28 protein-coding genes and 4 tRNA genes are annotated in these 26,478 nt (G+C 65.2%); 20 read left to right on the forward strand and 12 right to left on the reverse strand.

Annotated elements, in window-relative coordinates:
- Position 1 precedes the first annotated feature (1 nt).
- The 12 genes from ACQP1G_RS03000 to ACQP1G_RS03055 all read left to right on the forward strand — a co-directional run bounded on the left by ACQP1G_RS03000 (position 2) and on the right by ACQP1G_RS03055 (position 9,339).
- Positions 2-787, forward strand: coding sequence for a 2-keto-4-pentenoate hydratase (locus ACQP1G_RS03000; RefSeq protein WP_433198104.1), 786 nt, complete (start codon positions 2-4; stop codon positions 785-787).
- A gap of 10 nt (positions 788-797) precedes the next feature.
- Positions 798-1,712 carry an acetaldehyde dehydrogenase (acetylating) gene (locus ACQP1G_RS03005; RefSeq protein WP_433198106.1) on the forward strand — a complete coding sequence of 305 codons (915 nt, stop codon included), beginning with the start codon at positions 798-800 and terminating at the stop codon, positions 1,710-1,712.
- Positions 1,713-1,724: 12 nt separating this feature from the next.
- Positions 1,725-2,759 (forward strand): 4-hydroxy-2-oxovalerate aldolase, encoded by a 1,035-nt coding sequence (dmpG, locus tag ACQP1G_RS03010; protein ID WP_433198108.1) that lies wholly within the window; start codon positions 1,725-1,727, stop codon positions 2,757-2,759.
- 292 nt (positions 2,760-3,051) lie between these two features.
- Positions 3,052-4,068, forward strand: coding sequence for a hypothetical protein (locus tag ACQP1G_RS03015; protein WP_433198110.1), 1,017 nt, complete (start codon positions 3,052-3,054; stop codon positions 4,066-4,068).
- Positions 4,053-5,060, forward strand: coding sequence for a hypothetical protein (locus tag ACQP1G_RS03020; protein ID WP_433198112.1), 1,008 nt, complete (start codon positions 4,053-4,055; stop codon positions 5,058-5,060). The genes ACQP1G_RS03015 and ACQP1G_RS03020 overlap by 16 nt, the downstream gene beginning before the upstream one ends.
- A gap of 429 nt (positions 5,061-5,489) precedes the next feature.
- Complete coding sequence (locus ACQP1G_RS03025; protein WP_433198114.1) at positions 5,490-5,975, forward strand: hypothetical protein; 486 nt, start codon at positions 5,490-5,492, stop codon at positions 5,973-5,975.
- A gap of 8 nt (positions 5,976-5,983) precedes the next feature.
- Positions 5,984-7,735, forward strand: coding sequence for an asparagine synthetase B family protein (locus ACQP1G_RS03030; protein ID WP_433198116.1), 1,752 nt, complete (start codon positions 5,984-5,986; stop codon positions 7,733-7,735).
- Positions 7,736-7,772: 37 nt separating this feature from the next.
- On the forward strand, positions 7,773-8,504 hold the full coding sequence (locus ACQP1G_RS03035) for a hypothetical protein (RefSeq protein ID WP_433198118.1): 732 nt from the start codon (positions 7,773-7,775) through the stop codon (positions 8,502-8,504).
- 453 nt (positions 8,505-8,957) lie between these two features.
- Positions 8,958-9,033 (forward strand) — tRNA-OTHER (locus ACQP1G_RS03040).
- Between the two features lie 4 nt (positions 9,034-9,037).
- Positions 9,038-9,113 (forward strand) — tRNA-Glu (locus ACQP1G_RS03045).
- Position 9,114: 1 nt separating this feature from the next.
- A tRNA-OTHER gene (locus ACQP1G_RS03050) sits at positions 9,115-9,183 on the forward strand.
- Positions 9,184-9,266: 83 nt separating this feature from the next.
- Positions 9,267-9,339, forward strand: a tRNA-Asp gene (locus ACQP1G_RS03055).
- 15 nt (positions 9,340-9,354) lie between these two features.
- Here the strand turns inward: ACQP1G_RS03055 and ACQP1G_RS03060 are convergent.
- Positions 9,355-9,921 (reverse strand): TetR/AcrR family transcriptional regulator, encoded by a 567-nt coding sequence (locus ACQP1G_RS03060; protein WP_433198120.1) that lies wholly within the window; start codon positions 9,919-9,921, stop codon positions 9,355-9,357.
- Between the two features lie 126 nt (positions 9,922-10,047).
- Here ACQP1G_RS03060 and ACQP1G_RS03065 point away from each other — a divergent pair, with 126 nt between their 5' ends.
- Positions 10,048-11,478 carry an MFS transporter gene (locus tag ACQP1G_RS03065; RefSeq protein ID WP_433198122.1) on the forward strand — a complete coding sequence of 477 codons (1,431 nt, stop codon included), beginning with the start codon at positions 10,048-10,050 and terminating at the stop codon, positions 11,476-11,478.
- A gap of 76 nt (positions 11,479-11,554) precedes the next feature.
- Here the strand turns inward: ACQP1G_RS03065 and hsaB are convergent, their stop codons facing one another.
- The 4 genes from hsaB to hsaA are packed head-to-tail and all read right to left on the reverse strand — an operon-like array spanning position 11,555 to position 15,106.
- The gene (hsaB, locus tag ACQP1G_RS03070; RefSeq protein WP_433198124.1) at positions 11,555-12,130 is read right to left on the reverse strand and encodes a 3-hydroxy-9,10-secoandrosta-1,3,5(10)-triene-9,17-dione monooxygenase reductase subunit; all 576 of its coding nucleotides are present in this window, start codon (positions 12,128-12,130) and stop codon (positions 11,555-11,557) included.
- A 29-nt stretch (positions 12,131-12,159) separates the two neighbouring features.
- On the reverse strand, positions 12,160-13,062 hold the full coding sequence (gene hsaC / locus ACQP1G_RS03075; protein WP_433198126.1) for an iron-dependent extradiol dioxygenase HsaC: 903 nt from the start codon (positions 13,060-13,062) through the stop codon (positions 12,160-12,162).
- Positions 13,062-13,940: a 4,5:9,10-diseco-3-hydroxy-5,9,17-trioxoandrosta-1(10),2-diene-4-oate hydrolase gene (hsaD, locus tag ACQP1G_RS03080; RefSeq protein ID WP_433198128.1), complete on the reverse strand. Its 879-nt coding sequence runs from the start codon at positions 13,938-13,940 to the stop codon at positions 13,062-13,064. The genes hsaC and hsaD overlap by 1 nt, the downstream gene beginning before the upstream one ends.
- 2 nt (positions 13,941-13,942) lie before the next feature.
- A complete protein-coding gene (hsaA, locus tag ACQP1G_RS03085; RefSeq protein WP_433198130.1) occupies positions 13,943-15,106 on the reverse strand; it encodes a 3-hydroxy-9,10-secoandrosta-1,3,5(10)-triene-9,17-dione monooxygenase oxygenase subunit in 1,164 nt (387 codons plus the stop codon).
- Positions 15,107-15,304: 198 nt separating this feature from the next.
- Here hsaA and ACQP1G_RS03090 point away from each other — a divergent pair, with 198 nt between their 5' ends.
- Positions 15,305-16,501, forward strand: a complete 1,197-nt coding sequence (locus ACQP1G_RS03090; protein WP_433198132.1) for a Rieske 2Fe-2S domain-containing protein — start codon at positions 15,305-15,307, stop codon at positions 16,499-16,501.
- Positions 16,501-16,833 (forward strand): hypothetical protein, encoded by a 333-nt coding sequence (locus ACQP1G_RS03095; RefSeq protein WP_433198134.1) that lies wholly within the window; start codon positions 16,501-16,503, stop codon positions 16,831-16,833. Before ACQP1G_RS03090 ends, ACQP1G_RS03095 begins: the two co-directional genes overlap by 1 nt.
- A gap of 31 nt (positions 16,834-16,864) precedes the next feature.
- Here the strand turns inward: ACQP1G_RS03095 and ACQP1G_RS03100 are convergent, their stop codons facing one another.
- The 5 genes from ACQP1G_RS03100 to ACQP1G_RS03120 form a co-directional block, all read right to left on the reverse strand.
- Complete coding sequence (locus ACQP1G_RS03100; protein WP_433198136.1) at positions 16,865-17,275, reverse strand: cupin domain-containing protein; 411 nt, start codon at positions 17,273-17,275, stop codon at positions 16,865-16,867.
- A 7-nt stretch (positions 17,276-17,282) separates the two neighbouring features.
- Positions 17,283-17,714: a PIN domain nuclease gene (locus ACQP1G_RS03105; protein WP_433198138.1), complete on the reverse strand. Its 432-nt coding sequence runs from the start codon at positions 17,712-17,714 to the stop codon at positions 17,283-17,285.
- The gene (locus tag ACQP1G_RS03110; RefSeq protein ID WP_433198140.1) at positions 17,711-17,926 is read right to left on the reverse strand and encodes a type II toxin-antitoxin system VapB family antitoxin; all 216 of its coding nucleotides are present in this window, start codon (positions 17,924-17,926) and stop codon (positions 17,711-17,713) included. Before ACQP1G_RS03110 ends, ACQP1G_RS03105 begins: the two co-directional genes overlap by 4 nt.
- A gap of 85 nt (positions 17,927-18,011) precedes the next feature.
- Positions 18,012-18,584, reverse strand: a complete 573-nt coding sequence (locus ACQP1G_RS03115) for a methylated-DNA--[protein]-cysteine S-methyltransferase (RefSeq protein ID WP_433198142.1) — start codon at positions 18,582-18,584, stop codon at positions 18,012-18,014.
- A 53-nt stretch (positions 18,585-18,637) separates the two neighbouring features.
- On the reverse strand, positions 18,638-18,952 hold the full coding sequence (locus ACQP1G_RS03120) for a hypothetical protein (protein WP_433198144.1): 315 nt from the start codon (positions 18,950-18,952) through the stop codon (positions 18,638-18,640).
- Positions 18,953-19,014: 62 nt separating this feature from the next.
- Between ACQP1G_RS03120 and ACQP1G_RS03125 the strand changes: the two genes are divergently transcribed.
- Positions 19,015-20,517, forward strand: coding sequence for a PLP-dependent aminotransferase family protein (locus ACQP1G_RS03125; RefSeq protein ID WP_433198146.1), 1,503 nt, complete (start codon positions 19,015-19,017; stop codon positions 20,515-20,517).
- Between the two features lie 84 nt (positions 20,518-20,601).
- On the opposite strand, the gene ACQP1G_RS03130 is transcribed toward ACQP1G_RS03125, so the two are convergent.
- Entirely contained in the window at positions 20,602-21,192 is a 591-nt protein-coding gene (locus tag ACQP1G_RS03130) for a TetR/AcrR family transcriptional regulator (RefSeq protein ID WP_433198148.1), read from the reverse strand.
- Positions 21,193-21,324: 132 nt separating this feature from the next.
- Here ACQP1G_RS03130 and ACQP1G_RS03135 point away from each other — a divergent pair, with 132 nt between their 5' ends.
- On the forward strand, positions 21,325-22,155 hold the full coding sequence (locus ACQP1G_RS03135; protein ID WP_433198150.1) for an SDR family NAD(P)-dependent oxidoreductase: 831 nt from the start codon (positions 21,325-21,327) through the stop codon (positions 22,153-22,155).
- A 111-nt stretch (positions 22,156-22,266) separates the two neighbouring features.
- The gene (locus tag ACQP1G_RS03140) at positions 22,267-22,971 is read left to right on the forward strand and encodes an NUDIX hydrolase (protein ID WP_433198152.1); all 705 of its coding nucleotides are present in this window, start codon (positions 22,267-22,269) and stop codon (positions 22,969-22,971) included.
- A 23-nt stretch (positions 22,972-22,994) separates the two neighbouring features.
- Here ACQP1G_RS03140 and ACQP1G_RS03145 read toward each other — a convergent pair whose 3' ends face one another.
- The gene (locus ACQP1G_RS03145; protein ID WP_433208089.1) at positions 22,995-24,050 is read right to left on the reverse strand and encodes a CaiB/BaiF CoA transferase family protein; all 1,056 of its coding nucleotides are present in this window, start codon (positions 24,048-24,050) and stop codon (positions 22,995-22,997) included.
- Between the two features lie 354 nt (positions 24,051-24,404).
- Between ACQP1G_RS03145 and ACQP1G_RS03150 the strand changes: the two genes are divergently transcribed.
- Complete coding sequence (locus ACQP1G_RS03150) at positions 24,405-24,887, forward strand: DUF456 domain-containing protein (RefSeq protein ID WP_433198154.1); 483 nt, start codon at positions 24,405-24,407, stop codon at positions 24,885-24,887.
- A 161-nt stretch (positions 24,888-25,048) separates the two neighbouring features.
- Positions 25,049-26,356, forward strand: coding sequence for an IS630 family transposase (locus tag ACQP1G_RS03155; RefSeq protein WP_433191736.1), 1,308 nt, complete (start codon positions 25,049-25,051; stop codon positions 26,354-26,356).
- Positions 26,357-26,478 lie beyond the last annotated feature (122 nt).

Here is a 26,478-nt window from a genome sequence, read left to right on the forward strand (position 1 = left end):
CGTGCTGTCCGACGTGGTACGAATCGAATTGGCCGATGAACTCCAGGGCGCCGAGCGCGACCGGGTCGGCATCGATCCCCTCATCGCCAGGCATCCCGATATTGATGTCGTCGACGCCTACGAGATCCAGCTGATCAATATCCGGCGCAAGCTCCACGCTGGCGCAAAGGTGGTGGGGCACAAGGTCGGTCTGTCCTCGCTCGCCATGCAGCAGATGATGGGTGTCGACGAACCCGACTACGGTCACCTGCTCGCGGATATGGAGGTTTTCGAGGATGTTCCGGTCGAGACCTCGCGCTATCTGATCCCCCGGGTCGAGGTCGAGGTCGGCTTCATCCTCGGCGCGGATCTGCCCGGTGCGGATTGCACCGAGGCCGATGTGCTCGCGGCGACGGTCGCTTACGCGCCGTCCATCGAGCTGATCGATTCGCGGATCAAGGACTGGAAGATCGGGCTGGCCGACACCATTTCCGATAACGCGTCGTCGGCCGGCTTCGTACTCGGTGCGGCGCGGGTCGCGCCGGAAGACCTCGATATCAAGGCCATTGACGCGGTGCTCACCCGCAACGGTGAGGTGATCGCCGAGGGCCGCAGCGATGCCGTACTGGGCGATCCGGTGATCGCGGTGGCCTGGCTGGCCCGCAAGGTAGCCAGCTTCGGGGTGCGATTGAAGGCGGGCGACATCGTGTTGCCCGGCTCCTGCACCCGCGCCATCGACGCCCGTGTGGGCGATTCGTTCCACGCCGAGTTCGCCGGACTCGGTTCTGTCCGTTTGCAATTCAACTAGGAGGCTGGCCGTGTCCGAAACGGGGACCGTCACCGCCGCGATCGTCGGATCCGGCAATATCAGCACCGATCTGCTGTACAAACTGCTGCGCTCCACCACAGTGGAACCGAAGTGGATGATCGGAATCGACCCCGAGAGCGAGGGGTTGAAGCGCGCCCGCGGGCTCGGGCTGGAGACCTCGCACGAGGGCGTCGACTGGTTGCTCGCGCAGTCGGAACTGCCGGATCTCGTCTTCGAGGCAACCTCGGCGTATGTACATCGGGCCGCCGCACCCAAATATGCCGAAGCCGGAATCCGCGCGGTCGATCTCACGCCCGCCGCCGTCGGGCCCGCGGTCGTGCCACCGGTGAATCTGGTCGGCGCGAATCTCGATGCGCCGAACGTCAATATGATCACCTGCGGTGGTCAGGCCACCATTCCGATCGTCGCGGCGGTCTCGCGCGTGGTGCCGGTGCCCTACGCCGAAATCGTGGCCTCGGTGTCCTCGGTCTCCGCCGGACCTGGCACCCGCGCCAATATCGATGAGTTCACCAAGACCACATCGCGTGGTGTCGAGACCATCGGCGGAGCACAGCGCGGCAAGGCGATCATCATCCTGAACCCGGCCGAACCGCCGATGATCATGCGCGACACCATCTTCTGCGCGATTCCCGAGGACACCGATACCGACGCGATCGCGGATTCCATCCACCGGATGGTCGCCGATATCCAGAAGTACGTGCCGGGTTACCGGCTGCTGAACGAGCCGCAGTTCGACCCGCCATCGGTGGTTTCCGGTGGTATGGCGAAGGTTTCGGTCTTCGTCGAGGTCGAGGGCGCGGGCGACTTCCTGCCGCCGTACGCCGGCAACCTCGACATCATGACCGCCGCCGCCACCCAGGTGGGCGAGGTCATGGCACAGCAGATTCTGTCGGCCCGGGTGTAAGGAGCCTTCAACATGGTCTATTCAGCAGAACTCGACATCCGCGTCACCGATACCTCACTGCGTGACGGCTCGCACCACAAGCGCCACCAGTTCACCGCCGACGATGTGCGCAATATCGTCGCGGCGTTGGACGGTGCCGGTGTGCCGGTCATCGAGGTGACCCACGGCGACGGACTCGGCGGCTCATCGTTCAACTACGGCTTCTCGCATACCCCCGAGCAGGAGCTGGTCAAGATCGCGGCGGAGACGGCCCAGCAGGCCAAGATCGCGGTGCTCATGCTGCCCGGCGTCGGCGTCAAGGAGGACATCAAGATCTCCCAGGACAACGGTGCCTCGATCTGCCGCATCGCCACGCACTGCACCGAGGCGGACGTGTCGATCCAGCACTTCGGCCTCGCGCGCGAGCTGGGTCTGGAAACCGTTGGCTTCCTGATGATGTCGCATACCCAGCCGCCGGAGGCGCTGGCCAAGCAGGCTCGCATCATGGCCGATGCGGGTTGCCAGTGTGTCTACGTAGTGGACTCTGCGGGCGCGCTTGTGCTCGAACAGGTTTCGGACCGGGTCGCCGCGCTGGTCGCCGAACTCGGCGATGACGCTCAGGTCGGATTCCACGGCCACGAAAACCTGGATCTGGCGGTGGCCAACTCCGTCTACGCTGTTCGCGCGGGCGCGAAGCAAATCGACGGCAGCGCACGGCGATTCGGCGCGGGCGCGGGTAACACTCCGGTCGAGGCGTTCGTCGGCGTCTGCGACAAGCTCGGCATCAAGACCGGTATCGACTTCTTCGCGATCGCCGATGCGGCCGAGGATGTGGTCCGGCCCGTTATGCCGCAGGAATGTCTGCTGGATCGTCAGGCGCTGATGATGGGCTATGCGGGTGTGTACTCGAGCTTCCTCAAGCATGCCGAGCGTCAGGCGGAACGCTATGGGGTCTCCGCGGCCGAGATGCTGGTGCGCGCGGGCAAGCGCAAGTTGGTCGGCGGTCAGGAGGACCAGCTGATCGATATTGCGCTCGAACTCCAGCGTGAGGCGTCCGTCTCCGCCTGATCACCACCGCAAAGGCCGCGACCGTTCGGTCGCGGCCTTTGCCATGGGGGTGGTTCGGCAGCGACCCGTTCGGTGCCGACGATCACGGCGAACGGGCGCGACTCCTCGACCCGCAGCACGTCGACCGAATGTTCAGAATGGCGGCCAACGCGAGCATCCCGCTGTCGCATATCCAGTAACTGCCTCGCACAGGCCGTCCGTCACGTGTGCGCGGAGCTCACTGGATATGTGACGGCAGGTGAACATTCGAATTCGGGGTCGCGGACGGTCGGAGAATCGGAGACTATGAACCGTGATCTGTCCGCATTGCAATGCGAACCTGCTGCGCAAGGAGCGTGGCGGTCGGCGCTGTTCGACGTGTAAGCGGGAGTTCGCGCTCGAGCCGAAGGAAAGTCCGTTCGGGCTGCACGATATTCGGGTGCGCACGCTGGCCGAGCGGCTCGGTGCCGGGCGGGGGCTGCGGTTCACCTTGGTGCAGCTCTGGTATGCGGCCGGGCGCAAGAAGGTTCCGGATGCGGAGCGGGTGTACAAGCGGGTGCGCATCGGGGTTTCGGTGACCATCGTGGTGGTCGCCTTCCTCTTGATGGTGACTCGCGCGGCACCGGCGGGGGCAGTGATTCTGCTCGGCGTGCCGGTTCTGGCGCTGACCATTGTCGGTCTGCACGTCGCACGACCGTGGTTCCAGCAGCGCGCAACGGTCCGAATGCCGGTGCCGTACAACGTCTTCCGGCGCGATGTGATCGACCGTTGGACGTCCGTTCACGGTGGCCGGCCGCCCGGATCGATCGACGAAGCTCAGGTCCGACCACCAGTCGTTGACCAGCCTCGATTCGCGGTGCTGTGCCCGGATGCGAGCGTGCTCGCCTGCCTTGCCGCGAACAATGTGTCGCAGACCTGGGCCATGGCGCTCTCGGATCGCATCGATCGGCTGCCGCCGGATGTGCCGGTGATCGTATTGCACGATGCCAGCCTGCCCGGTGTTGCGCTGGCGGGGCAGGCCCGCGTCGTGCTCGGCGGCCGGGCCGTGGTGGTCGGCCTGTCGCCGCGCGCGGTATCGGCCAATGCGTCGGCGCTGCGGCTGCGTGAGCCGCGGCCGCCGCAAGCCGATACCGCATTCCTGAGTCGAGAACCGTTATCGGTGGCGGAGATCGAATGGCTCGCCGAAGGATGGTGGTCGCCGATCGCCGCGATTCCGCCGGCCAAACTGCTCGCGGTGCTGGAACGGGCGGTCGAGCGGGTCGAGGATGCGGCTGATCCGGAGCGGCGGCGCGCCCGCGAGGTAGGTTTCCTCACGTGGCCGACCGGGTGAAACAGCATGTGCTCGATCGGTTGCTGCGCATCGCCGCCGAGCGAGCTGCCGCGCCGAGCGGCCTCCGGTTCACCGAGCGCCAGCTCTACTACGAGGTATGCCGCATACTCACGCCGATGCGACCGATCCCACGGCACTTCGCGTTCACGGTCCCCGCACCGTTGACCTACGCGTCGTTTCGCACCGCGCTCGACCGCCACGCCGAGCTACCGGGCCTGTTGACGATCACGCCGCCGAAGGTCACCCGTGCCGGGCGGCATACGCCGGAACCGGATCTATTCGACTACGGCCTGCCCCGGCTGCTCGTCTGCGAGTCGGATGCAATCGCACAGATGTTGCGCGCCAACGGATTACCGATGGAATCGGCATGTCCGGTGTTCAGCGCCGCCGAACTGCCCCTCGATCCCGGTATCGCGGGCATGCTCGCCCAGGTCGAAGGCACCATCTACCTCCTGCACGATGCGAGCGCGGACGGACTCACCTTCCCCGCGCGGTTGGCGCAACTGACCGATATTCCGGACGGTGTGCGAATCGTCCCCTTGGGCTTGCGCCCCCGCCAAGCAGGCACTCTGCACCTACCGCATGTCCGTGACCGTGGGGCGAATATGGTTGCGGCGCAGGTGGATTCGTCGGGAACTATACCGTTGCGCCGCAGCTCGGCGCCGAGTGTCGAGGCGGCGCGGGTGGATTCGTGCGAGCGTGAGAAGTTGTCCGACGAGCTGGCATCGAGTGCCGGGGCGGCGCGGGTGGATTCGTGCGAGCGTGCAGAGTTGTCCGGTACCCATGCCTCGCGCACGTTGGTGGCGCAGGTGGATTCGTGGGAACGCGCGTGGCTGCGTCGCGGCCGCTTCGTCGAGGTCGAAGCGGTACGCCCGGCCTCGTTGCTGCGCACCGTGCACCGCTTGGTTCGTGAGGTCCACCCACCCCGCACCACCCTGACCGAACTACGCCGCGCGCGAAACGCGGGCTTCCTGACCTGGCCGGCCGCATGAGTTTCCAGAGCACCGTACGGCCCGGCCCGCCGACGGCACCGGTCGATCGCTGGGAGTGGGTGGCTGTGGCGCGGTCGCTGGGGCGAGGTGGATGCCGTTCGTTCGGCGGCGCTGCTGCATCGTCTGGTTCGCGGGGTGTGCGTGGCGGGAACATACTCGACCGCACTGCGCGGTGTCTGGAACGCGGGTCTTCTGACCTGGCTCGCCGTATGACGTTTATGGGCACTGTGTGCCAGCCGGGGGCGGTAGCGGTCGATCGCTGGGAGGCTGCGGCGCGGCCTCTGGGGCGAGGTGGATGCCGTTCGTTCGGCGGCGCTGCTGCATCGTCTGGTTCGCGAGGTGTGCGTGCCGGGGACACACTTGATCGAACTACGCACCGCCCGGACTACGGGGCTTTCGACTTGGCTCGCCGCATGAAAGGGAACCGTTGTGCCGGAGCATCGGCAGATCACTTATACCGATGAATTGCTTGCTGACGGGTCTGTGCACCGGCGGTACGCCGACGGGCGTCAGGAGTGGCGGACCCGGGGTGCGCACGGGGTTGTGGCCTGGCGCGACGATCGGGGTAACTCCGGGAGCGATGAGGCGCTCGGTCCGAAGGTCGTGAAACGCCGGTATCACAACGGATCTGTGGTGTACGGCCGGGAAGCGGGGTTCGGGCGCACGCTCTGGGGTGACGGTGTGCTGACCGTTAATCGGTCCTCGTTCGGTGGTCGGCTCGGTGGCATTCTGGCCGCGGTGGCGGGCGGCGCACTGCTCGGCGCGCTGGTCATGCCGCCGAGTTCGCTGACCGCTGTGGAAGAGGAGGAGTTGCGCCGACAGGCGGTCGCGCAGTCGTCCGGATCCGGCGACGGGGGTGGCGATTACGGCGGTTGGGATGATGACGCCGCCGACGACGGCGGCGATTTCGGCTGAGGGGAACGATGTCTCGTTGGTGTGCTTTCCTGACGCCCGACGACCCGACCGGTCAGGTGCGGGCAGTCGGCGGTCACCCGGTGTCGGTGACCGGTTGTCACGCATTCGGTTTGCTCGACGGGCCCGGCATCGCGGCCGGTCCTTTCAGTACGTCGGGCGGTGCGGGTCGGCCGTCGGGCCGTGTGCTGACGGCGGTTGGTGAGGTCACGCTGTTCAACGCGGTCCAACTGCGCGCGCGACTCGGTTCGGACGCTCCGCCGCCCGGCTGCGCCGATGCTGAACTGTTGTTGCACTGCTACGCACGGTTCGGCCTCGATGGGATCGCGGCGGCGGACGGCATGTTCGCCTTGGCCATTGCCGACGGCGACGATCTGGTGTTGATCCGCGACCACGTCGGCACCCGCACGCTCTTCCATGCGCGCGCCGGTGATGGCTGGGCCGCGTCCACATCGCTACGGGCATTGCATCGGTGGCCCGCACTGCGCACCGGACTGCATCTGCCCGCGGTTCGGTCGTTCCTCACCTTCGCCTATCTGCCGGGACGCGAGACGCTGCTGCGCGGCGTCGACGAGGTGCTGCCCGGCCGTTGCGTTCGCCTGCACGACGACGGATCGATGACCGAGGAAATCTACTGGGAGCCGACCGAAGTCGAGGATGCGCGTTCGGCCGCTGAGCACGCGCTGGAACTGCGCGAACTACTCGAGGACGCGGTCGCCAGGCGACTGCCCGCGGGCGAACCAGTCGGGGTGCTGCTCTCCGGCGGCATCGACAGCAGCCTGGTCACCGCCCTGGCCGCTAAGCTGCACGATCAGCGGGTGCGGTCGTATTCCATCAGCTTCGGTGGCACCACGCCGAACGAACTCGCATACTCCGGACTCGTTGCCACGCACTGCCATACCGAACATCGGGTACTCACCGTGCCCGGTGAGACCGTCGCGTCGCGACTCGCGGAGACGGTGTCACTACTGGACTGCCCGGTCGGCGACCCGCTCACCGTGCCGAATCTGATGCTCGCCGAAGCCGTTGCCGCGGACGGTATTCGGGTGGTCCTCAATGGCGAGGGTGGCGACCCGGTCTTCGGTGGCCCCAAGAATCTGCCGATGCTGATCTTCGAACTGTCCCGCGATGATCCGGCTTCGGATGCCAGGGCATCGGCCTATCTGGACAGCTACCGCAAGTGCTACGGCGACCTGCCCATGCTATTGAGTCCCGACGTGCTGACCGCACTGACCGACGCACCACCGCTGACCGATCTGGTCGCGCCGTATCTGCGCCAGGGCCGGATGACCAGCCTGCTCAACCAGTTGTTGCATACGAATCTGCGCACCAAGGGCGCGCACCACATTCTCACCAAGGTCGAACGACTCACCGCCGCAAGCGGTTTGGAGGGGCGCGCGCCGCTGTTCGACCGCGCCGTGATCGACCACGCATTTCGCGTGCCCGGTCGATTCAAGCTGGCCGGGACCAGCGAGAAGTGGATTCTCAAACAGGCTGTGCGAGACCTACTTCCGGAGACCATTGTGGACCGACCGAAGAGTGGGATGCGAGTTCCCGTGCAGCAGTGGCTCACCGGGCCGCTGCGCGAACTCGGTCACGACCTACTGCTCGGGTCCTCCGCGCGGGCGCGCGGCCTGTTCCGGGAGGACACCATCCGCTCCTGGTTGCGCGGCGATGGCGCGCTGCTGCCGCGGCAGGGCGGCAAATTGTGGCTCGTGCTGTCGTTGGAGCTGTGGTTGCGGTCCTTCGACGTGGGGCCATGACCCGTATCCGTACGTTGCAGTAGTACCGAGGAGCCGCATGTCCGATCCCCGAATCAAACACCGCGCCGACGATGAGAACGAGATCCACGACCTGGCCGACTTCGTGGATGCCGGACGCAATGTCGTCACCCCCGTCGCGCAATTCCCGCCAGCCGTCGCCGAGGTGATCGTCCGGGCATTCGCCCAGATCGTCCGCAACGCCAAGGCAAGTCGCGCCGCGACCGTCCCCGACGCGGATGGCGTCATCCGATCCCAGACCTTCGAAGAGGGCGACGTCTACCTGATCGAGACGCCCTTCGACGGCTTCTTCGCTGACCGCTACATCATGGACTTCTACAATGCCGAGGAACGCGGCATCTGTTCGCGGATGCATCTGCACACCGGCCTGCGCTTCGTCCGGATGATGACCGGCCCCGATACCCACATTCGGGTGGGCAGCCTCTCGCCATTCCGGGTGACCGACGTCGTCGGCGTTACGCCCTTCGCGCCGAGCGAATTCGAGGACGAACTACCGGATACGCCGCCCGGCCTGCACCGCACCAGATACAACCTGATCGTCCCGGCCTGCTCCTTCGTCGATATGCAGATTCCGCGCGGCGTCAGCCACCAGTTCAACGCGATCGGCCCGCATGCGGTCATCGACTCGGTCCACCCCGAAGAGTCCATCGAGGTCTTCCGCGAACAGATGTCCGGCCTGAAGATGATGGCCCAAACCGTCTTCCTGGCTGAAGAATTGCCGGATGCCGCCTCCTGCACGTCACTGACGTAGCGGACTCAGTGCTCGCGCACATCCAATGGTCGGCTCGCAGGGCGCAACATATGCGAGGGCGCCACACAATGTGCGACAGCTGGGAGTCGCCGGATTAATTCGGTTGCGATCACCGAGTGGCGTGCATACCGTGGAGACAACGAGTTCAGGGAAGGATCCGGCAATGACCACGAAGGCGAAATTCGAACGGCGTGAGCGCTTGTTCGATGCTGCCTCGAAAGGTCGGTCCTCGCAGGATATTTCGTCATATGGCATTTCGGATAGTAGCGCCATGGGCGGTCCGTGACATAGCTTTACTTGTGTCGCAAAGGGTCGCATCAGGCAAATGCCGGGTTGCGGCCCTTCTTCATTTCGCGGCACCTCGCCGCACCTATCCGCATACCGCGAGACTGCGCGCATGCAGTCTTTGAAAACTGAACAGCGATAGCGTATTTCACACAGCAGTGTGAATATGGGGACGGGGCCTGGTGGCTCACCCTGACTGTAAATCAGGTGCTTCGGCAGGTAGGTTCGATCCCTACCGTCCCCACTGCGGCGCAGTTGCTCTGTTGGTATGGGCAACCTGACTTTCATTCAGGGACCACGTCGGTTCGATTCCGATCTGCGTCACGCCCGTTCAACTCAATGGTGGAGAGCGCCTCTCTGATACGGAGGAGAAGTTCAACTCTCTCAACGGGTATCGCTTCTTCTGCTCATCCGGCAAAGCGTCTGGCCGCCGACCAGGAGTGCTCGGTTCGAGTCCGGGAAGAAGTTCGATTTCATGGCCTCGTGCTCTGTTGGTCGAGCACTCTGATTGTCGATCAGAGCGACGCGGGTTCGATTCCCGTCGAGGTCGCGATGCGCCTGTAGCTCAGTTGGTGCGCAGGCCGTCGAGTGTCACGGCGATCATCCGGTCGGCGGCTTCGGGCACCGTTTCGCATGCGACCCCGATGCCATGGCCGAATCTGAGCAGATCGCGCGGTTCGATGTCGTTACGGATCTCGCCGGCATCCTGTGCCGCCTGTAGGAGTGCGGCCGCCGCGTCGGTGATCATCGTCCGGCACAGCTGGAAGGTCGGTGAGCCCTTGTCCATTCCGGCCTTCAGGGTGGTCGCGAGGCTGCGATTGTCCATCACCCACTGCACCTGTTCGCGCAGCCACTGCTCGAAGGCGTCAGCGGCCGAATGGGTTTCGAGCAGTTCGTGGGCGCGGGCGCTCAACTGTTCGATACTGGAACGGTATACGGCTTCGATCAGCACCTCGCGGCTCGGAAAGTGCCGGTAGAGCGTGCCGATGCCGACGCCGGTGCGCCGCGCGATCTCTTCCAGTGGAGCCTCGGGCCCTTGTTCGGCGAACGCCTCCTGAGCGGATGCCACGATCCGCTCGTAGTTGCGCCGGGCGTCCGCGCGCATCGGCCGTCCCGTCGACGGTGCTGCCATATTCCCTCCAGTGGAAAACGGAAGGACCCTCCAGTTAGAGTTGCATAACTGGAGGAACCCTCCATATGATAGCTCTATCGGAAACGGAGGCTCCCTCCGTTTGAATCTCATGCGATGGAGCGTTCTTTGTCCACCACCATCTCCGCGGACACTCGTGTGTCCGCAACCTCCAACGCCGGTCGGCTCCGATCCGGCATCGTGCTGGTCACCCTGCTGACCTGCCAATTGATGATCATCCTCGACATCACGGTGATGAATGTCGCGCTGCCGCGCATCCGCACCGACCTGCACTTCAGCGCGACGAATCTGTCCTGGGTGATGAACGCCTACACCCTGGTCTTCGGCGGTCTGCTGCTGCTCGGCGGCCGTGCCGGTGACCTGTTCGGCCGGCGCAACTTGTTTATCGCCGGTACCGCACTGTTCACCCTGGCCTCGCTGGCGGGCGGGCTGGCTCCATCGGCGACCTGGCTGCTCATCGCCCGTGTCGTCCAGGGCATCGGCGGTGCCATGGCCGGGCCGAGCACCCTCGCGCTGCTGACCACGACATTCAGCGAACCCAAAGCCCGGATGCGGGTGCTCGCATTGTTCTCCGGCATGTCCAGTGCGGGCTTCGCGATCGGCCTCATTGTCGGCGGACTGCTGACCGAATGGCTGAGCTGGCGCTCCGCACTGTTCATCAATGTGCCCTTCGGCTTGGCTGTCGTCGTGCTCGCACTGCGCTATCTGCCAGACGGTGTGCGTCAGCCCGCCCGCCTCGACCTGCCGGGTGCCGTCACCGCGACCGGCGGCGTCGCCGCACTCGTCTACGGCTTCATCAGCGCCGCATCACACGGCTGGGGCGATGCGGGGACCGATATCTGGCTGGCGGTCGGCGCCGCATTGATCGCCGCCTTCCTGGCCATAGAGGCGCGAACGGCCCAACCCCTGCTGCCATTGCGGCTGTTCGTCGATCGCAATCGCGCCGCGGCCTACGCCAATATGTTCCTCGGTCCGATGGCCGGCATGTCGATGTTCTTCTTCCTCACCCAATACCTGCAGGAAGTACGCGGATTGACCGCGCTGACAACGGGTTTCGCCTTCATGCCGACCGCATTGCTGATGTTCACCATGATCCGGCTGATCCCGCGGTTACTGCCGCGCTTCGGTCCGAAACCGGTGACGGTGATCGGCACGGTGTTGATGGCGACCGGTTTGCTGCTGCTGACGCGACTGACTGTCGACAGCGGCTACTTCCCGCTGCTGTTCATCGCCATGATCCTGATGGGATGCGGTATCGGCCTTGCCTTCTCGCCGCTCAACGTGATCATCATGTCGAGTGTGCCGCCGGCCGAAGCCGGTGCCGCTGGCGGCGCACTGCAAACCCTGCAGCAGACCGGCGCCTCACTCGGCCTGGCCATCCTGGTCACGGTCTTCGGCACCGCCTCCCGCAATGCCGGAGGATCGGCAGAGCATGCCCTGGTCAGCGGCATCACCACCGCGTTCGCCGCGGCGGTCGGCATTGCCGTCCTGACCTTCGCGGTCGCCCTCACCTTCCGCAGCACCCGCACCGCGGACTGACCGCGGCGTCACAATGCACCTGCGGCCCCACCCAAGCTATTTCGGGTGGGGCCGCAGGTGGGTGAGCGCGGCGGCGCTAGAGCCAGGTGTCCAGCGTCGTCGTGGTGAGGAAATGCTCCAGATCGTGCCGCCATGGTGCGGGCACGGTCTTCTCCGGTTCGATGGCGGTGTATTGGCCGCGGTAGAACAACAGCGGCCTGCCGGAGCTGGTCGACTCCGACAGGGCCAGGACTCGGCCGATCACGATGTAGTGATCGCCGCCGTCGACGACGCTGTCCACCTTGCACTGGATGGTGGCCAGGGCGTCGTCCAGGAGCGGGAGCTCCAGTTCCGAGGTGTGCCAATTGGTTTCGGCGAATTTATCGGGTTCGCGGGAACCGAAGCGGGCACACAGTTGCTGCTGTTCTTCGGCCAGGACGTTCACGCAGAAGTGTCCGGACTGTTCGATGGCCGCCCAGGATCGGGAGGTCTTGGTCGGGCAGAACAGGACGAGGGGTGGTTCGAGTGACAGGGCGGCGAACGATTGGCAGGCGAAGCCGATCGGGGCGCTGTCGGCATCGAAGGTGGTGATCACCGTGATGCCAGTGCAGAACTGCCCCAATACATTGCGGAACTGCCGCCCGTCGATCGCGGGGTATTCCTCGATTGTCATTGTCTTCCCGCCCGTGTGATCGCTCACTGCTACTGCCGTTGTCCGACCGTGAAGTCGTGACCCCACAGGCTGACCGCAGTGGATTCCCTGGCGATCCAGTCGGTGTCATCGACTTCCAAGCCTTCACAACCGAACTCGACGTCGAATCCGCCCGGTGTCTTCATATAGAAGGACAGCATCTTGTCGTTGACGTGCCTGCCGAGCGTCGCCGACATCTTCACCTTCTTGCGCAGCGCGCGATCCAGGCAGAGCCCGACATCGTCGGATCCCTCCACCTCGAGCATCAGGTGCACGATGCCGCTCGGGGTCGGCATGGGCAGGAAGGCCAGCGAATGGTGGCGCGGGTTGCAGCCGAAGAAGCGCAGCCAGGCCGGTTCGCCGTCGGCGGGGCGTCCGACCATTTGCGGTGGCAGCCGCATCGAGTCACGCAATCGGAAGCCGAGCACATCGCGATAGAAGGTCAGCGCGGCCGCGTCGTCCTTGGTGCTGAGCACCACATGGCCGAGTCCCTGTTCGCCCGTGACGAATCGGTGCCCGTACGGGCTGACCACACGCCGATGTTCCAGTGCCGCACCGTGAAACGCCTCCAGGGTGTTCCCGGAAGGATCCTCGAACGAGATCAGGTCGTAGACCCGGCGATCGGCCTTCTCCTGCGCGGTGCCCTCCTTGAACGGCACCCCGGCCGCATCCAGCCGGTCCCGAATATCCTGCAGCTCAGCGGCATTGGCGGTCTCCCAGCCGGAGACCTGCAGCCGGTCCTTTTCGCCGGGCACGATGACCAGGCGTGCCGGGAAGTCGTCCATGCGCAGGTAGAGCGCCTCCGGATCGATACCCTTGCCCTCGACCATGCCGAGTACCTTGAGACCGTATTCGCGCCAGGCCGCCATATCGGTGGCCTCGATGCGCAGATACGCCAGCGATCGAATGCCCATCACTTCTCCTTCGCATCGGCAAGGAAATCCATTGCCAGCCGGTTGAATTCGTCGAACTTTTCCAGCTGGGCCCAGTGCCCGCAACCACCGAATACGTGCAGCTGCACCCGTGGAATCATCTTCGTCGCGATCAGCGCGCCATCGAGCGGATTCACCCGATCCTCCCGGCCCCAGATGAGCAGCACCGGCTGGCGCAGCTTATAGGCATCGCGCCAGATCATGCCCTGCTCGAAATCGGCCCCGGCGAACGACTTTCCCATCGCCCTGGTCGCGGCCAGCGCCTCGGGCGTACGCGCCGAGGCGAAGCGCTCATCGATCAGCTCATCGGTGATCAGCGACTGATCGAAGACCATGATCCGCAGGAATGCCTCCAGGTTTTCCCTGGTCGGCTCGTAGTTGAACTTCGCGAGGTGTTTCACGCCCTCGGTCGGGTCCGGCGCGAACAGATTGGCACTCAACCCGCCCGGGCCCATCAGCACCAGTTTGCCCGCCCGATCCGGGTAGTCCAGCGCGAACCGCACCGCCGCACCGCCGCCGAGCGAATTGCCGAGCAGGTGCACGCGTCCGGTGATATCCAGCGCATCGAGCAGATCCTGCAGCGCCGAGGCGCTGTGCACGAAGTACTGCGGATGGTCGACCGGCTTATCCGAGCGTCCGAATCCGGGCTGGTCAACGGCGAGTACATGAAAGTTCCGTGCGAGCACCGGGATATTGCGAGCGAAGTTCGACCACGAGGAGGCACCGGGCCCGCCGCCGTGCAGCAGCACGATCGTCGGGCCGTTGCCGACTCCGGCCTCGTGGTAGTGCAGGCGCAGATCGGGCCGCACCTGCGCGTACCGCGAGGTCGATTCGTAGGTGAGCTCGGCTGTCGCTGTCACGACTAGACCATGCCGTCGGTAACCGGGAGCCCGAATTCGTGCGTGCCGTACATGACATAGGCGCGCTCGGGATCGTTGGCCGCGTGTACCCGACCGGCGTGCGCGTCACGCCAGAAGCGTTGCAGCGGAGTGCCGTTCGCGAGTGCGGTGGCACCGGAGGCCTCGAAGAGCTTATCGATCGATGCGATCGCGCGGCCGGTCGCGCGCACCTGGTCGCGGCGGGCCCGGACCCGCAGGTCGAATGGAATCTCCTGGCCCGCGACCAGCAGCGCGTATTCGTCGGCGACATTGCCCGACAGCTGACGCCAGGCCGCATCGATATCGCTGGAGGCCTCGGCCACGCGCACCTTGGTGAACGGATCGTCCTTGGCCTTCTCGCCCGCGAAGGCCGCGCGCACCCGCTTGCCCTGGTGCTCGACATGGGCGGCGTACGCGCCGTAGGCCATGCCGACGATCGGCGTGGAGATGGTCGTGGGATGGATAGTGCCCCACGGCATCTTGTAGACCGGATCGGTGTTCTGGTCCAGGCCGGGGGATTTCAGCTCGCTCATCGCGCGGAAGCTGAGAAACCGGTGCGACGGCACGAAAACGTCTTCCACAACAACGGTATTGGAGCCGGTGCCGCGCAGGCCGACCACGTTCCACACGTCATCGATGCGATAGTCGGTGCGCGGGATCAGAAAGCTGCCGAAGTCCACCGGCTTGCCGTCCTTGATCACCGGACCGCCGAGCACCGCCCAGGTCGCGTGATCGGAGCCCGAGGACCAAGCCCACGCACCCTTCACGATGTAGCCGCCGTCGACGACGGTGCCCGCACCCATCGGAGCGTACGACGAGGAGATGCGCACCTCGTCGTCCTCGCCCCACACATCCTGCTGCGCCTGCTGCGAGAACAGTGCGAGGTGCCAGTTGTGCACGCCGACGATGCCGGCCACCCAGCCGGTGGAGCCGCATGCGCTGGCGAGCTTGCGGACGGTGTCGTAGAAGACGACCGGGTCGGCCGCATGTCCGCCCCACTGCTTGGGCTGGAGCAGGCGGAAGAATCCGGTCTCCTGCAGTGCCTTCATCGATTCGTCGGGGATACGCCGCAGGTCCTCGGCCTCCTGCGCTCGCTCACGCAGCGTCGGCAACAGTGCTTCGACCCGTTCGGTCACTTCTTGCGTCATCGCGGGACCCGCTCCTGCCTGGTCGGATTGGTAACCGGTACTCATTTGCCTCTGAGACTAGAACAGGTTCTTATTTATGTCGAGAACGGGTGACCATAAGGGGCGTACGTCACCGATTCGCAGGTGGTCGGCCGAATCGCTGGCGTGGAACGCGACATTTTTGTAACGTGTTCTAGTACAGAAGGAGGAGGAATCGCGATGGCAGTTACCCCACAGGGGAGCGGTGCGAAGGTCCGCGAGCTCGATGTGGGCTCCGCGCCCACCCGCTATGCGCGGGGATGGCATTGCCTCGGTGTGACGAAGACGTTCCGCGATGGCAAGCCACACGCGGTCGAGGTGTTCGGCACCAAGCTCGTCGTCTGGGTCGACAGCAATGACGAACTGCGGGTGCTGGACGCCTACTGCAGGCATATGGGCGGCGACCTGAGCATGGGCGAGGTCAAGAACGGCGATATCGCCTGCCCGTTCCATGACTGGCGCTGGTCGGGCACCAACGGTAAGTGCACGGCGATTCCCTATGCGCGGCGCGTGCCCCCGCTGGCGCGGACCCGCAAGTGGACCACGCTGGAGCGCAACGGACAGCTGTTCGTCTGGCACGATGTCGAGGGCAGTCAGCCGCCGCCCGAGGTGACCATTCCGCACATTGTCGGACCGTACACCGATGCGGATGGCAACCCGAGCGAACAGCTGGACAGCGGGTGGACCGACTGGACCTGGAACTCCCTGTTGATCGAGGGCGCGAACTGTCGCGAGATCATCGACAACGTGGTGGATATGGCCCACTTCTTCTACATCCACTTCGCCTTCCCGACGTACTTCAAGAACGTTTTCGAGGGGCATATCGCCACCCAGTTCCTGGAGACCAAGGGCCGCCCCGATATCGGCATGGCTTCCAAGTACGGCGGCGACACCCTGCTGAAGTCCGAGGCGTCCTACTTCGGGCCGTCGTACATGATCAATCCGCTGGTCAATATCTACAGCGGATACGAGGTCAAGAGCGTCCTGATCAACTGCCACTATCCGGTGACCCAGGATTCCTTCGTCCTGCAATGGGGTGTCTCGCTGGAGAAGCCGAAGGGTGTCGACGGCGAGATGGCCGACAAGCTGGCCGCGAAGATGACCGAGGGCATCAGCGTCGGCTTCCTGCAGGATGTGGAGATCTGGAAGCACAAGTCCAAGGTCGATAATCCGTTGCTCTGTGAGGAGGACGGGCCGGTCTATCAGCTGCGTCGCTGGTACGACCAGTTCTATGTCGACCTGGCCGACGTGACCGAGAAGATGACTCAGCGCTTCGAGTTCGAGGTGGATACCACCAAGGCGAATGAGGCCTGGGAGGCCGAGGTCGCCGAAAACCTGCGGCGCAAGCGGGAAACGGAAGCGGAAGCGGGAGTCTGATGGCGGCAACCTGGGCGAAAGCACCCGACTTCGCCGACCAACCGGCGCGGCGGGATGCGGTGCGGGCCCAGACCGTGGTCGACAAGCAGCGCTATCTGGAGGAGGGACTGACGCCGTTGCGGTGTCAGTCCTGCCAGAGTGAGGTGCTGGTGCGCAAGAGTTCTTCGCACCAGACCTCGGTGCAGTGGACGGAGAATCCGGCCGCGCGCTGCCCGGTCTTCGCCCAGCTCAGTGCGCAGGGCTATGGCCCGGGGCGGCCGGAAACCTGTGCGCAACTGGAGAAGACGATCAAGTGGGCTGTCGACGAGGGCGTTCTCGAGGTCGCCGAGTAGGCCGCGAGTTGCGCGGCGCTAACCGGCCGAATCAGTCCAGCCGGAAATCCTCGAAGTCGAATCCTGGCGCGACTATGCAGCTGACCAGCACATAGTGATCGTCGGCCGGACGCGCGGCCTGACTGACCCCGCCCGGTACCACGGCTTGCAATACCTGCCCGTGCTCGACATCGGGCCCGAGGACAACCTCCTCGCCCCCGATGTCGAGCACCAGCGGCCCACCCCGATGCCACAGCCACAACTCATCCGAGAGCACTGTGTGCGCCGCCGACTGCTCGCCCGGCAGCAGCAGAAAGTAGATCGCGGTCGCACTGGCCCGCGGCCCCGGGTAGCCCTCCGGCGTGAATTCCACAGCGCTGCGCCAGGTTTGCCGATACCACCCACCCTCGGGATGCGGCTCCAGATCGAGTGCGACAGCAAGCGCCGGTCGGTTATCGGTCATACCCCGACTATGCCCGATCGATGGTCTTCTGGGAGCCCAGCCACTGGTGCGGTTGACCGGTCACCGCGGCGATGCAGTCGAAATCGTGATCCCGATGCAGCAAGGTCAGTCCGCGTAACTCCGCAGTGGCTGCGAGGACGAGGTCGACCGGACCCGCACTGCGATGCTGTCCCCGCTCGGTGAGCTCCGCTTGAACCTCCCAGGCGCGGTCGTAGGCCCGATCGTCGATGGGTTCCCAGCCGAACAGCATCCGCATGTCCTCAACGGTCTGGTTCCGGTCGGCCGCGGAACGTGCACAGTAGAAGAACTCGAGCTCGACGATCGGGCACACCGCGATCAGCCCGGCCGCTGCTGCCCGTTGCCAAGCGAAGGCATCCGGATCCTGTTTCATGATCGGCACCAACGCGCTGGTGTCGAGCAGGAATTGGGCGGCGCTCACCGACGGTAGTTCCGCTTGTCCTCGAGTAGATCCATATCGAAGGCGCCGTCGGCGACGGCATCCTGTAGACGTATCAGCGCAAGAGCACGCCGCCGGTTCTCCACCACTTCACGAAGCGCCGCGTTCACCGTGTCCTTTTTCGTACTGGTACCCAGCGTTTTCGACACGTCGGCCACCAGTTGATCATCGAGATCGATCACAGTCCGAGTCATGTGCAAACCCCTTGATATCTAGTCGTATATCAATGATACCGGCAGAGATATACGGCGGTCGAGGGTGTAGCTCGCCGGAGCGCGGTCAGAACAGGGTGGGTTCGCCGAAGCCTGGGGTGCGTTCGATTTCCAGTAGGCGTTGTTTGGTGGTGATGCCGCCGGGGGCGGAGAAGCCGGTGAGGGTGTGGTCGGCGGCGAGGACTCGGTGACAGGGGATGATCAGCGGGATCGGGTTGCGGCCCAAGGCTTGTCCGACGGCTTGGGCCGCGCCGGGGGCGCCGATGCGGTCGGCGACCTGACCGTAGCTGAGGGTGTGGCCCGGATCGATGGCGCGGGTCACCTTATAGACGGCGCGGTGGAATTCCGGAATTCCCTTGGTGGTCACCGGGATCCAGCGCAGATCGTCGAGTTCTCCGGCGAGGTGTGCCCGGATGCGAGTGATGGCGTCGGCGATCGGACCGGTGGGCGCGGCCTCGGGGATTTCGTCGGCGTCCGGAATGCGGCTGCTCGGCCGCATGATCCTGGTCCGCGTCGCGGCGGGGCTCGCCTCCGGCAACCGGAACCGGAATACGGCGCCGTCGGTCCAGGCGATCGCGCAGGTGCCGATCGCGGTGTCGAACAGCGCCGACCCGGTGACCGGGCGAGCGGAAGCACTCATACGGGTCAGTGTGCACGCCGGGTCCGACATCTTCGAGCAGGCCAGTCCAGTTCTCAAAAACTGGCCTGGAATCCACCGACCGTCGGCTTTACGGCTCCGCAACTGGGGTTCGAGATCGGCCGCCGCGCGGTCCGTTCGGGCCGAGTGAGGGCCGCCGCATCCGGATCCGGCACGTCGTTGCGGCCGTAGATCGCGGCGAGATCCGTGTATTGGCGCTGGTTTTCGTAGTAAGACGGCGACCAGTCGGTCAGCGGGTCGGGCGAGCGGAACCGGTTGAGGTGGAATATCTCGTCGGGGTGTTTCGGTGCGTAGCGGTGGACGAGATATGCGAAGAAGGTGATCACGAGCAGCGTGGCGACGGCGGTCATACCAGCAAGCGTGCGCGCACTGGCCTTGCCATTAAATATCCACTTGGCTAATACTGGACTTTATGTCGACAAGAGTGATCGGTGCCGCCAGCCTTGCCCGCGATCTGGGGTCCTGGCGCAGTGCGGACGAGAATGGCGAACCGGGCGAGCGCCGCTCGACGCGCCCGGCGTATCTGGCCCTCGCCGAAGGCATCCGGTTGCTCATTCACGACGGTCGCGCGCCGCTCGGCGTCGCCCTGCCCAGTGAGCGCGACCTCGCCGCAACCCTCAGCGTCAGTCGCACCACGATCACCTCGACCTACAGCCTGCTGCGCGAACACGGCTATCTGATCAGTCGCCAGGGCTCGCGCAGCACCGTCGCCCTCCCGCGCGATGTGCAGCACGACGGTACCAAACCCGCCCGCAGCATTCTGGCCCTGATGGCGCAACCGGAACTGCCGACCGTCGATATGACCTACGCCGCGATGGCCGCGCCCATGGAGATGCAGGAGGCGTACTCCGTTGCACTGCAGGGCATTCCGGCCTACCTCGGCACGCACGGCATGGATCCGGTCGGCGTGCTCGCACTGCGTGAGGCACTGGCCCGCCGCTACACCGAGCGTGGTCTGCCCACCCAACCGGACCAGATCCTGGTCACTCTCGGCGCCCAGCACGGCCTGCGCCTGCTGCTCAATGTGCTCACCGCACCCGCGGCCCGGGTGCTCATCGACCACCCGACCTATCCCAATGCCATCGAGGCGATCCGGGACGTCGGTGCCCGCCCGGTGCCGGTGCCGCTGCGTCCGGAAACCCCGGCGTCCGGCTGGGATCTCGACGGAATCCGTAGCGCCGCAAGGCAAACCGCGGCCACCCTGGCCTACCTGGTGCCGGATTTCAACAACCCGACCGGCCTGCTGCTCGATGCCGACAGCCGCGCCGAACTGGCCGCCATCGCCCGCGAAACCCGGATGACCGTGGTCATCGACGAGTCGATGGTGGACTTGAGCTTGACCGACCGGACGGCCCCGCCGCCGGTCGCGGCCTTCGCCAAGGGCAGCGAGATCATCACCATCGGCTCGGCGTCGAAGTCGTTCTGGGGTGGTCTGCGCGTCGGCTGGATACGCACGAACCAAACATTGATAACCAAACTCCTCGGCATCCGCTCCACCGTCGACCTGGGTACCCCGGTCATGGACCAGCTGGCCACCATCCACCTGCTGGAGAACGCCGACACCATCCTCACCCGCCGCCGCGACCAGCTCCGCTCCCAGCGTGCGGCCCTGCTCACCACCCTCGCTGAGGAACTCCCGGACTGGCGCGTGATCATCGGCGACGGCGGCATGTCCGTCTGGGCCCAACTGCCGGCCCCGGTCTCGACCGCACTCGCCGCCACCGCCCCCAATCACGGCGTATTGCTCGCCGCCGGACCGAGATTCGGCGTCCAGGGCGCCTTCGAACGTTTCATCCGCTTGCCCTTCACCCACCCGGAGCCCGAATTGCAGCTGGCGGTCAAATCGATCGCCGCCGCCTACGAGGCACTGACGCCCCGTGCCGCCGACCCACTCCAGCCTCTCACCTGCTACTGACGTCGGCCCGACTGCTGTCGAGATCTATTGCGCCCGAGCTGATTCCGAGCCGTCTGTGGATTGCCGATCGCGGTGACTCGGCCGCTATCGACCTCGCACCGGCCCGACGCCGCCGAGGAGGGTGTCGATGACGCGGCTCGCGAGAGTGTCCGGGTCGGATGTGCCGTCCAATTCGGTATTCCCGTGCACGGTTTCAGTGATCAGCGCGATATAGACGCGGCGCACCCAGACCAGGTTCGCGTCCGCGGCGATGATGCCGTCCGCCTGTGCGCGGGCAAGGGCCGCATCGCATTTCGCGAGGACGTTCGCCTCTAATTCGGCGATCTCGGGGTCGGTCTCATCGACGCGATCGAGCGCGTACGCGGTGCCGTATTTGATCTCGATGACATTGGCGGTGGCCTGGTGCAAGGCGACCATCGGCGGCGCGGTCTGCGGTCGGGCGGCGTCGACGGCCGCGTCGATTCGCCGCCAGGCGTTGACCGCCATCGTGCGTACCAGTTCTTCGCGGTTGGCGAAGCGCCGGTGCACGGTGGTTCGCGCGACTCCCGCGGCCTCGGCGATCTGTTCCAGCGTCGCGTTGGGGTTTTCGCTCAGTACCCGCTCAGCGGCATCGAGGATGGCGCGCACGGTGCGTTCGGCGTCGGCGCGCAGTGGTCGCGTTGATGTGGGCGGCATGGGCTCCTCTTCGCTCAGATCTTCTCAAGATAATACACCTGAGCAGCCGTTTCTCTATTATCTGCAACATTGATGTTGCAGTTCATGGAAATATGGCTACTCTTGTGTTGCACACAATCGAAGGAGCCAGCCATGACCCACTCTGGAAAGACCGCCCTCATCACCGGCGCCTCGTTCGGTATCGGCGCCGAATTCGCCGCTCAGCTCGCCGCCCGCGGTGACAACCTGGTGCTCGTCGCCCGCTCACTGGACCGCTTGGAATCCCTTGCCGCCGAACTGCGTAACCGTCACGGCGTCCGGGTGGACGTCATTGGACAAGACCTCACCGCCACCGACGCGGCCGCCCGGATCGCGAATGAACTCCTCACCCGAGGACTTTCGGTCGACATCCTGGTCAACAACGCCGGCTTCGGCAGCGCGGGCCGCTTCGAGGAGCTCGACGCCGACCGGGAACAGGACCAACTGATGGTCAATGTCGTTGCCCTGGCCGGTCTTACACGCCGACTGATCCCCGCCATGCTCGAGCGCGGCCGCGGCGAAATCGTCAACGTCGCCTCGACCGCTGCCTTCCAGCCCGCGCCATACTTCGCCACCTACGCCTCGGGCAAGACCTTCGTGCTCAACTTCAGCCTGTCCCTGTGGAGTGAATACAGCGACCGCGGCATCAAAGTTCTCGCAGTCTGCCCGGGCCCGACCGAGACCCAGTTCTTCGATGTGGTCGGCACCCGTAAGGCCGCCATCGGTGCACCCATGGGCAGCAGCGAACAGGTGGTCCGCTCGGCCCTGCGCGCTCTCGAACGCAATAGGGGCTACGTCGTCCCCGGCGTCGGAAACTTCGCCTCGGCTCACCTGATGCCCCGCCGACCGCGCACCCTGATCGCTCGCATCGCCAAACTGGTCACCCGCGGTGTCGCCGATGCCGCCAGCCCGGCAACGGAAGGTTCGGTACGTGCCACGAGGTGATCGTCGAACCGCCGCGAGAGTGCACAGGTTCGCGCATCTCGCGGTCTCGGACGATTCAGCTGGGTGATCGCGAGGTTCGCCCGACGCCGGAGGTGGGGGCAAGATCGAAGGATGGGCCCCACTACGGGACCGCGTGTCCCCGCGAGCATCAATGACTTCCGTGACCTGGCGAGTTCCCGGCTGCGCCGGTTCCCGCATATCGAGGTCCCGGATGCGCCCGGTCTGCGCCGCGCCGCGGTTCTGCTCTGCGTGGTCGATCAGCTCGACGGCCCACTATCGGTGATCGTCATCAAACGCGCCTACCGCGGCCGCAACGCGGGGCAGTGGGGCCTGCCGGGCGGCGGCGTCGACGCAGGTGAAACCGTCGAACAGGCCGCGATCCGGGAACTACACGAGGAGCTCGGCCTCACCGCGACCCCGGACGACCTGCTCGGCCGCCTGGACGACTTCCCGGCCACCTCCGGATTCGCCATCACGCCCATCGTTGCCGCCCTGCCGGACGCCTCGGCCCTGCACCCCAGCCCGGACGAGGTCCACTCCGTGCACTTCGTCGACCTCGACAGGCTGGCCGCCGACGATGTGCCGCACTGGGTGCACCCGAAAGAGGCCGTCCGCCAGCGCGATCTCCACGACAACCCGGCATCGCCGACCCCCGACGGCCCCGGCCTACTCCAAATGCGCCTGGCGGAAAATATGACGATCCATGCCCCGACCGGCGCAATGCTCTGGCAGTTCCGCGAAGTCGTCCTTCTCGACCGAGACCCCGCCGCCGCCCGCATCGCCCACTTCGCCCAACCGGAGTGGACCCGCCACTAGTGGGCGATGCTGGCGGCGAAATATCAATCCGCCCAAACGGATTCGATCGGCGTCGCCGCATTGGGCGGCGGGGTCGGGGTGCCGGTTGGGGTACGCGAGAAGCGGGGCGCCGGCGCGTGCTGGACGACGCCGTCGATCTCGATCAGCCCGGTGCGGGCGACAATGTGTGGATTCTGTTCGGCCTCGGTGAAAGTCAGTACCGGCGTCGTGCAGGCGTCGGTGCCGTCGAAGATCGCGGCCCACTCGTCGCGGGTCTTGGTCTTGAACTTCTCCGAAAACAATTTCTTCAGCTGATCCTGACCGTTGGGGTCGAGCTGCATCGGCAGACCCTCGGGGTCGATCTCCAAGCCCTGCAACAGTTCCGCGTAGAACTGGGGTTCGATCGCGCCGACCGCCATGTACTTGCCGTCGGAGGTTTCGTAGGTGTCGTAGAACGCCATACCGGTGTCGAGCAGGTTGGTGCCGCGCTCATCGGACCACAGGCCCATACCGCGCATGCCCCAGATCATGTGCGAAAGGGCAAGCGCGCCATCGATCATCGCCGAATCGATGACCTGCCCCTTACCGGAGCTCTGCCGCTCGACCAGTGCGGCGAGGATGCCGAACACCAGGAACATCGAGCCGCCGCCGAAGTCGCCGACCATATTCAGCGGCGGCACCGGCCGCTCACCCTTGCGTCCGATCGCGTGCAGCACACCGGTCAGCGAGATGTAGTTGATGTCGTGTCCGGCGCGATCGGCCAGCGGCCCGTCCTGACCCCAGCCGGTCATCCGGCCGTAGACCAGACGTGGGTTGCGCGCGAGTACGGCGTCCGGGCCGAGGCCTATGCGCTCGGTGACGCCGGGGCGGAAGCCCTCGATCAGCACGTCGGCCTTCTCGGCGAGTGCGAGCACCTTCTCGATATCGGCCGGATCCTTCAGATTCGCCTCGACGATGGTGCGTCCGCGCCACTGCGGCCGCTCCATGAAACCGGGCAGCATATTCGGCCGCTGCACCCGCACCACATCGGCGCCGAGGTCGGCGAGCAGCAGTGCCGCATGCGGACCCGGACCGATTCCGGCCAGCTCGATGACCTTGATGCCCGCGAGCGGGCCCTGCCGAGGGGGATGGCCGCCGGCGGAGCCGGCGGGGTGGGTAAATCCTGTGGCGGTGGATGGTGTGCTCACGCCCTACCTCGGTTCGTCGTTGATCCAGCGCACCGGGATTGCGGTGCTCCCCGGGGCCGTCCCCGAGGCTGTATTGACAGTACGACAATAACGCCGAACCCCCACCCGGAACCGTCCCCGTGCACCGAACCGACAAGTAGGCCAGAATCCGGGTGGCGAGAGCAACGGACACGGAGGCGGTAGCCTCCGTAATCACGGAGGGCCCCGGGGGCGCCGCCGATCGAACACAACAGCGTGACAGGACGCGGAAAAGCGGAGGGACCGGCAGTGTCAGCTTGGGGTGAGGTCGTTGTCGGCCTGGTAATTCTGGTGGGGCTATTGGGGATAATCGTCCCGATACTCCCCGGTGTCATCCTGATCTTCGGTGCGATCGCGGTCTGGGCGTTCGTCGAGGGCGGTGCGACCGCGTGGACCGTTTTCGCCGTCAGTACCGCGTTCCTTGTGCTATCGGGCATCATCAAATACACCTGGCCCGGCCGAAAGATGAAGGATGCGGGTGTCTCCAACCGGGCCCTTTTCCTCGGGGCGGTCCTCGGCATCGTCGGTTTCTTCGTGATCCCGGTGGTCGGCCTGTTCGTGGGTTTCGTTCTCGGCGTCTACCTTTCGGAACTTCAGCGCCTGCGTGAAAACCAACAGGCTTGGCAGGCAACAGTTCACGCGCTCAAGGGTGTCGGGCTTTCGATGTTGATCGAGTTGTTCGGGGCGCTGCTGGCGACGGGGGTTTGGGTTATCGGTGCGATAGTGGCGTAGCCGAGTTCATCCCGACGCCAGGGCTGCGACACGGGGCGAAATCCATTCGCTCTCAAAGGCACTCCTCGCGCACGTCCTAGTGTGTCGCGCCTGAAATTCAGTCTTTAAGTTAGTAGCCTGTTTTTGTGCCGCATCGTGGACCTTCTGCTGTTGAGATCACCTTGTCCGCCAACGAGCGTGCCGAGTTGGTGTGCAGGTCGGAGTCGCCGGATCGGCGTGAGGCCGAGCGGGCCCGGATCGTGCTGGCGTGTGCTGATGGCATGTCGAATGCTGGTGCGGCCCGGCAGATCGGTGTCGCGGTGGTGACGGTGGCGAGATGGCGGCGCAAGTTCGCCGACAAGAGGTTGGATGGGCTGTTGGACCGGGGTCGCGAGGGGCGACCGAAGGCGGAGTTGATGTTGACCGATGCCGAACGCGTGCAACTGATTTCGTGGGCGCGCCGGGCCAAGACGGCCCAGTATCTGGCAATGCGGGCGAAGATCGTGCTGGCTTGCGCCGAGGGGGCGACGAACAGGCAAGTCGCGGCCGACCTCGGTGTGGACGAAAAGACCGTGGTCCGCTGGCGGGCTCGTTTCATCACCGACCGCTTGGACGGGTTGTCCGACGAGCCACGGCCGGGCCGGCCGCCGTCGATCCTGCTCGACCAGGTCGAAGACGTGGTCATCACGACTTTGGAGTCGACCCCGGGCAAGGACACCCACTGGTCACGGGCGTCGATGGCCGAACGCAGCGGGCTGTCGAAGTCGACGATCGGGCGGATCTGGAAACGCTTCGATCTCAAGCCGCATCTGCAGGACTCGTTCAAGCTGTCCACCGACCCGCTGTTCGTGGAGAAAGTAGTCGATGTCGTTGGGCTCTACCACAATCCGCCCGAGAAGGCTGTTGTGCTCTGCGTCGACGAGAAGAGTCAGATCCAGGCCCTGGACCGCTCCCAGCCGGTGCTGCCGATGATGCCGGGCACGCCCGAGCGCTGCACCCACGACTACCTGCGCCACGGCATCACCAGCCTGTTCGCCGCGTTCAACATCACCGACGGTAGCGTCATCGGCGAACTGCACCGCCGCCACCGCGCGCGAGAGTTCAAGAAATTCCTGATCACCATCGACAAGGCCGTTCCAGTCGAACTCGACGTGCACTTGGTCTGCGACAACTACGCCACCCACAACACCGCCGAGGTCAAGGCATGGCTGGCTCGCCACCCTCGCTTCCACATCCACTTCACCCCAACCGGATCCAGCTGGCTCAACCAGGTCGAACGCTGGTTCGGCCTACTCACCGACAAACTCATCCGCCGCGGCGTCCACACCTCGGTCAAAGCCCTCGAAGACGACATCAAAGACTGGATCGACACCTGGAACGACAACCCGCGCCCGTTCACCTGGACGAAAACAGCCGACGAGATCCTCAAATCTCTCGCCGACTACCTCGCGAAAATCAACCCCACCACATCAACACAATCAACTCGATAACTTAAGGGCAGAATTTCTGGCGCACGACACTAGTGCCTCGTCCAGATAGGTTGCTGCGGTAATCGGGGTGGCGAATTGATCAGGGGCCGGTGACCGGAAATGCTGCCGGTGGAGGTGATGGC

The organism is Nocardia sp. CA-107356, from assembly GCF_050946365.1.
In the GTDB taxonomy this organism is placed as follows: Bacteria; Actinomycetota; Actinomycetes; order Mycobacteriales; family Mycobacteriaceae; genus Nocardia.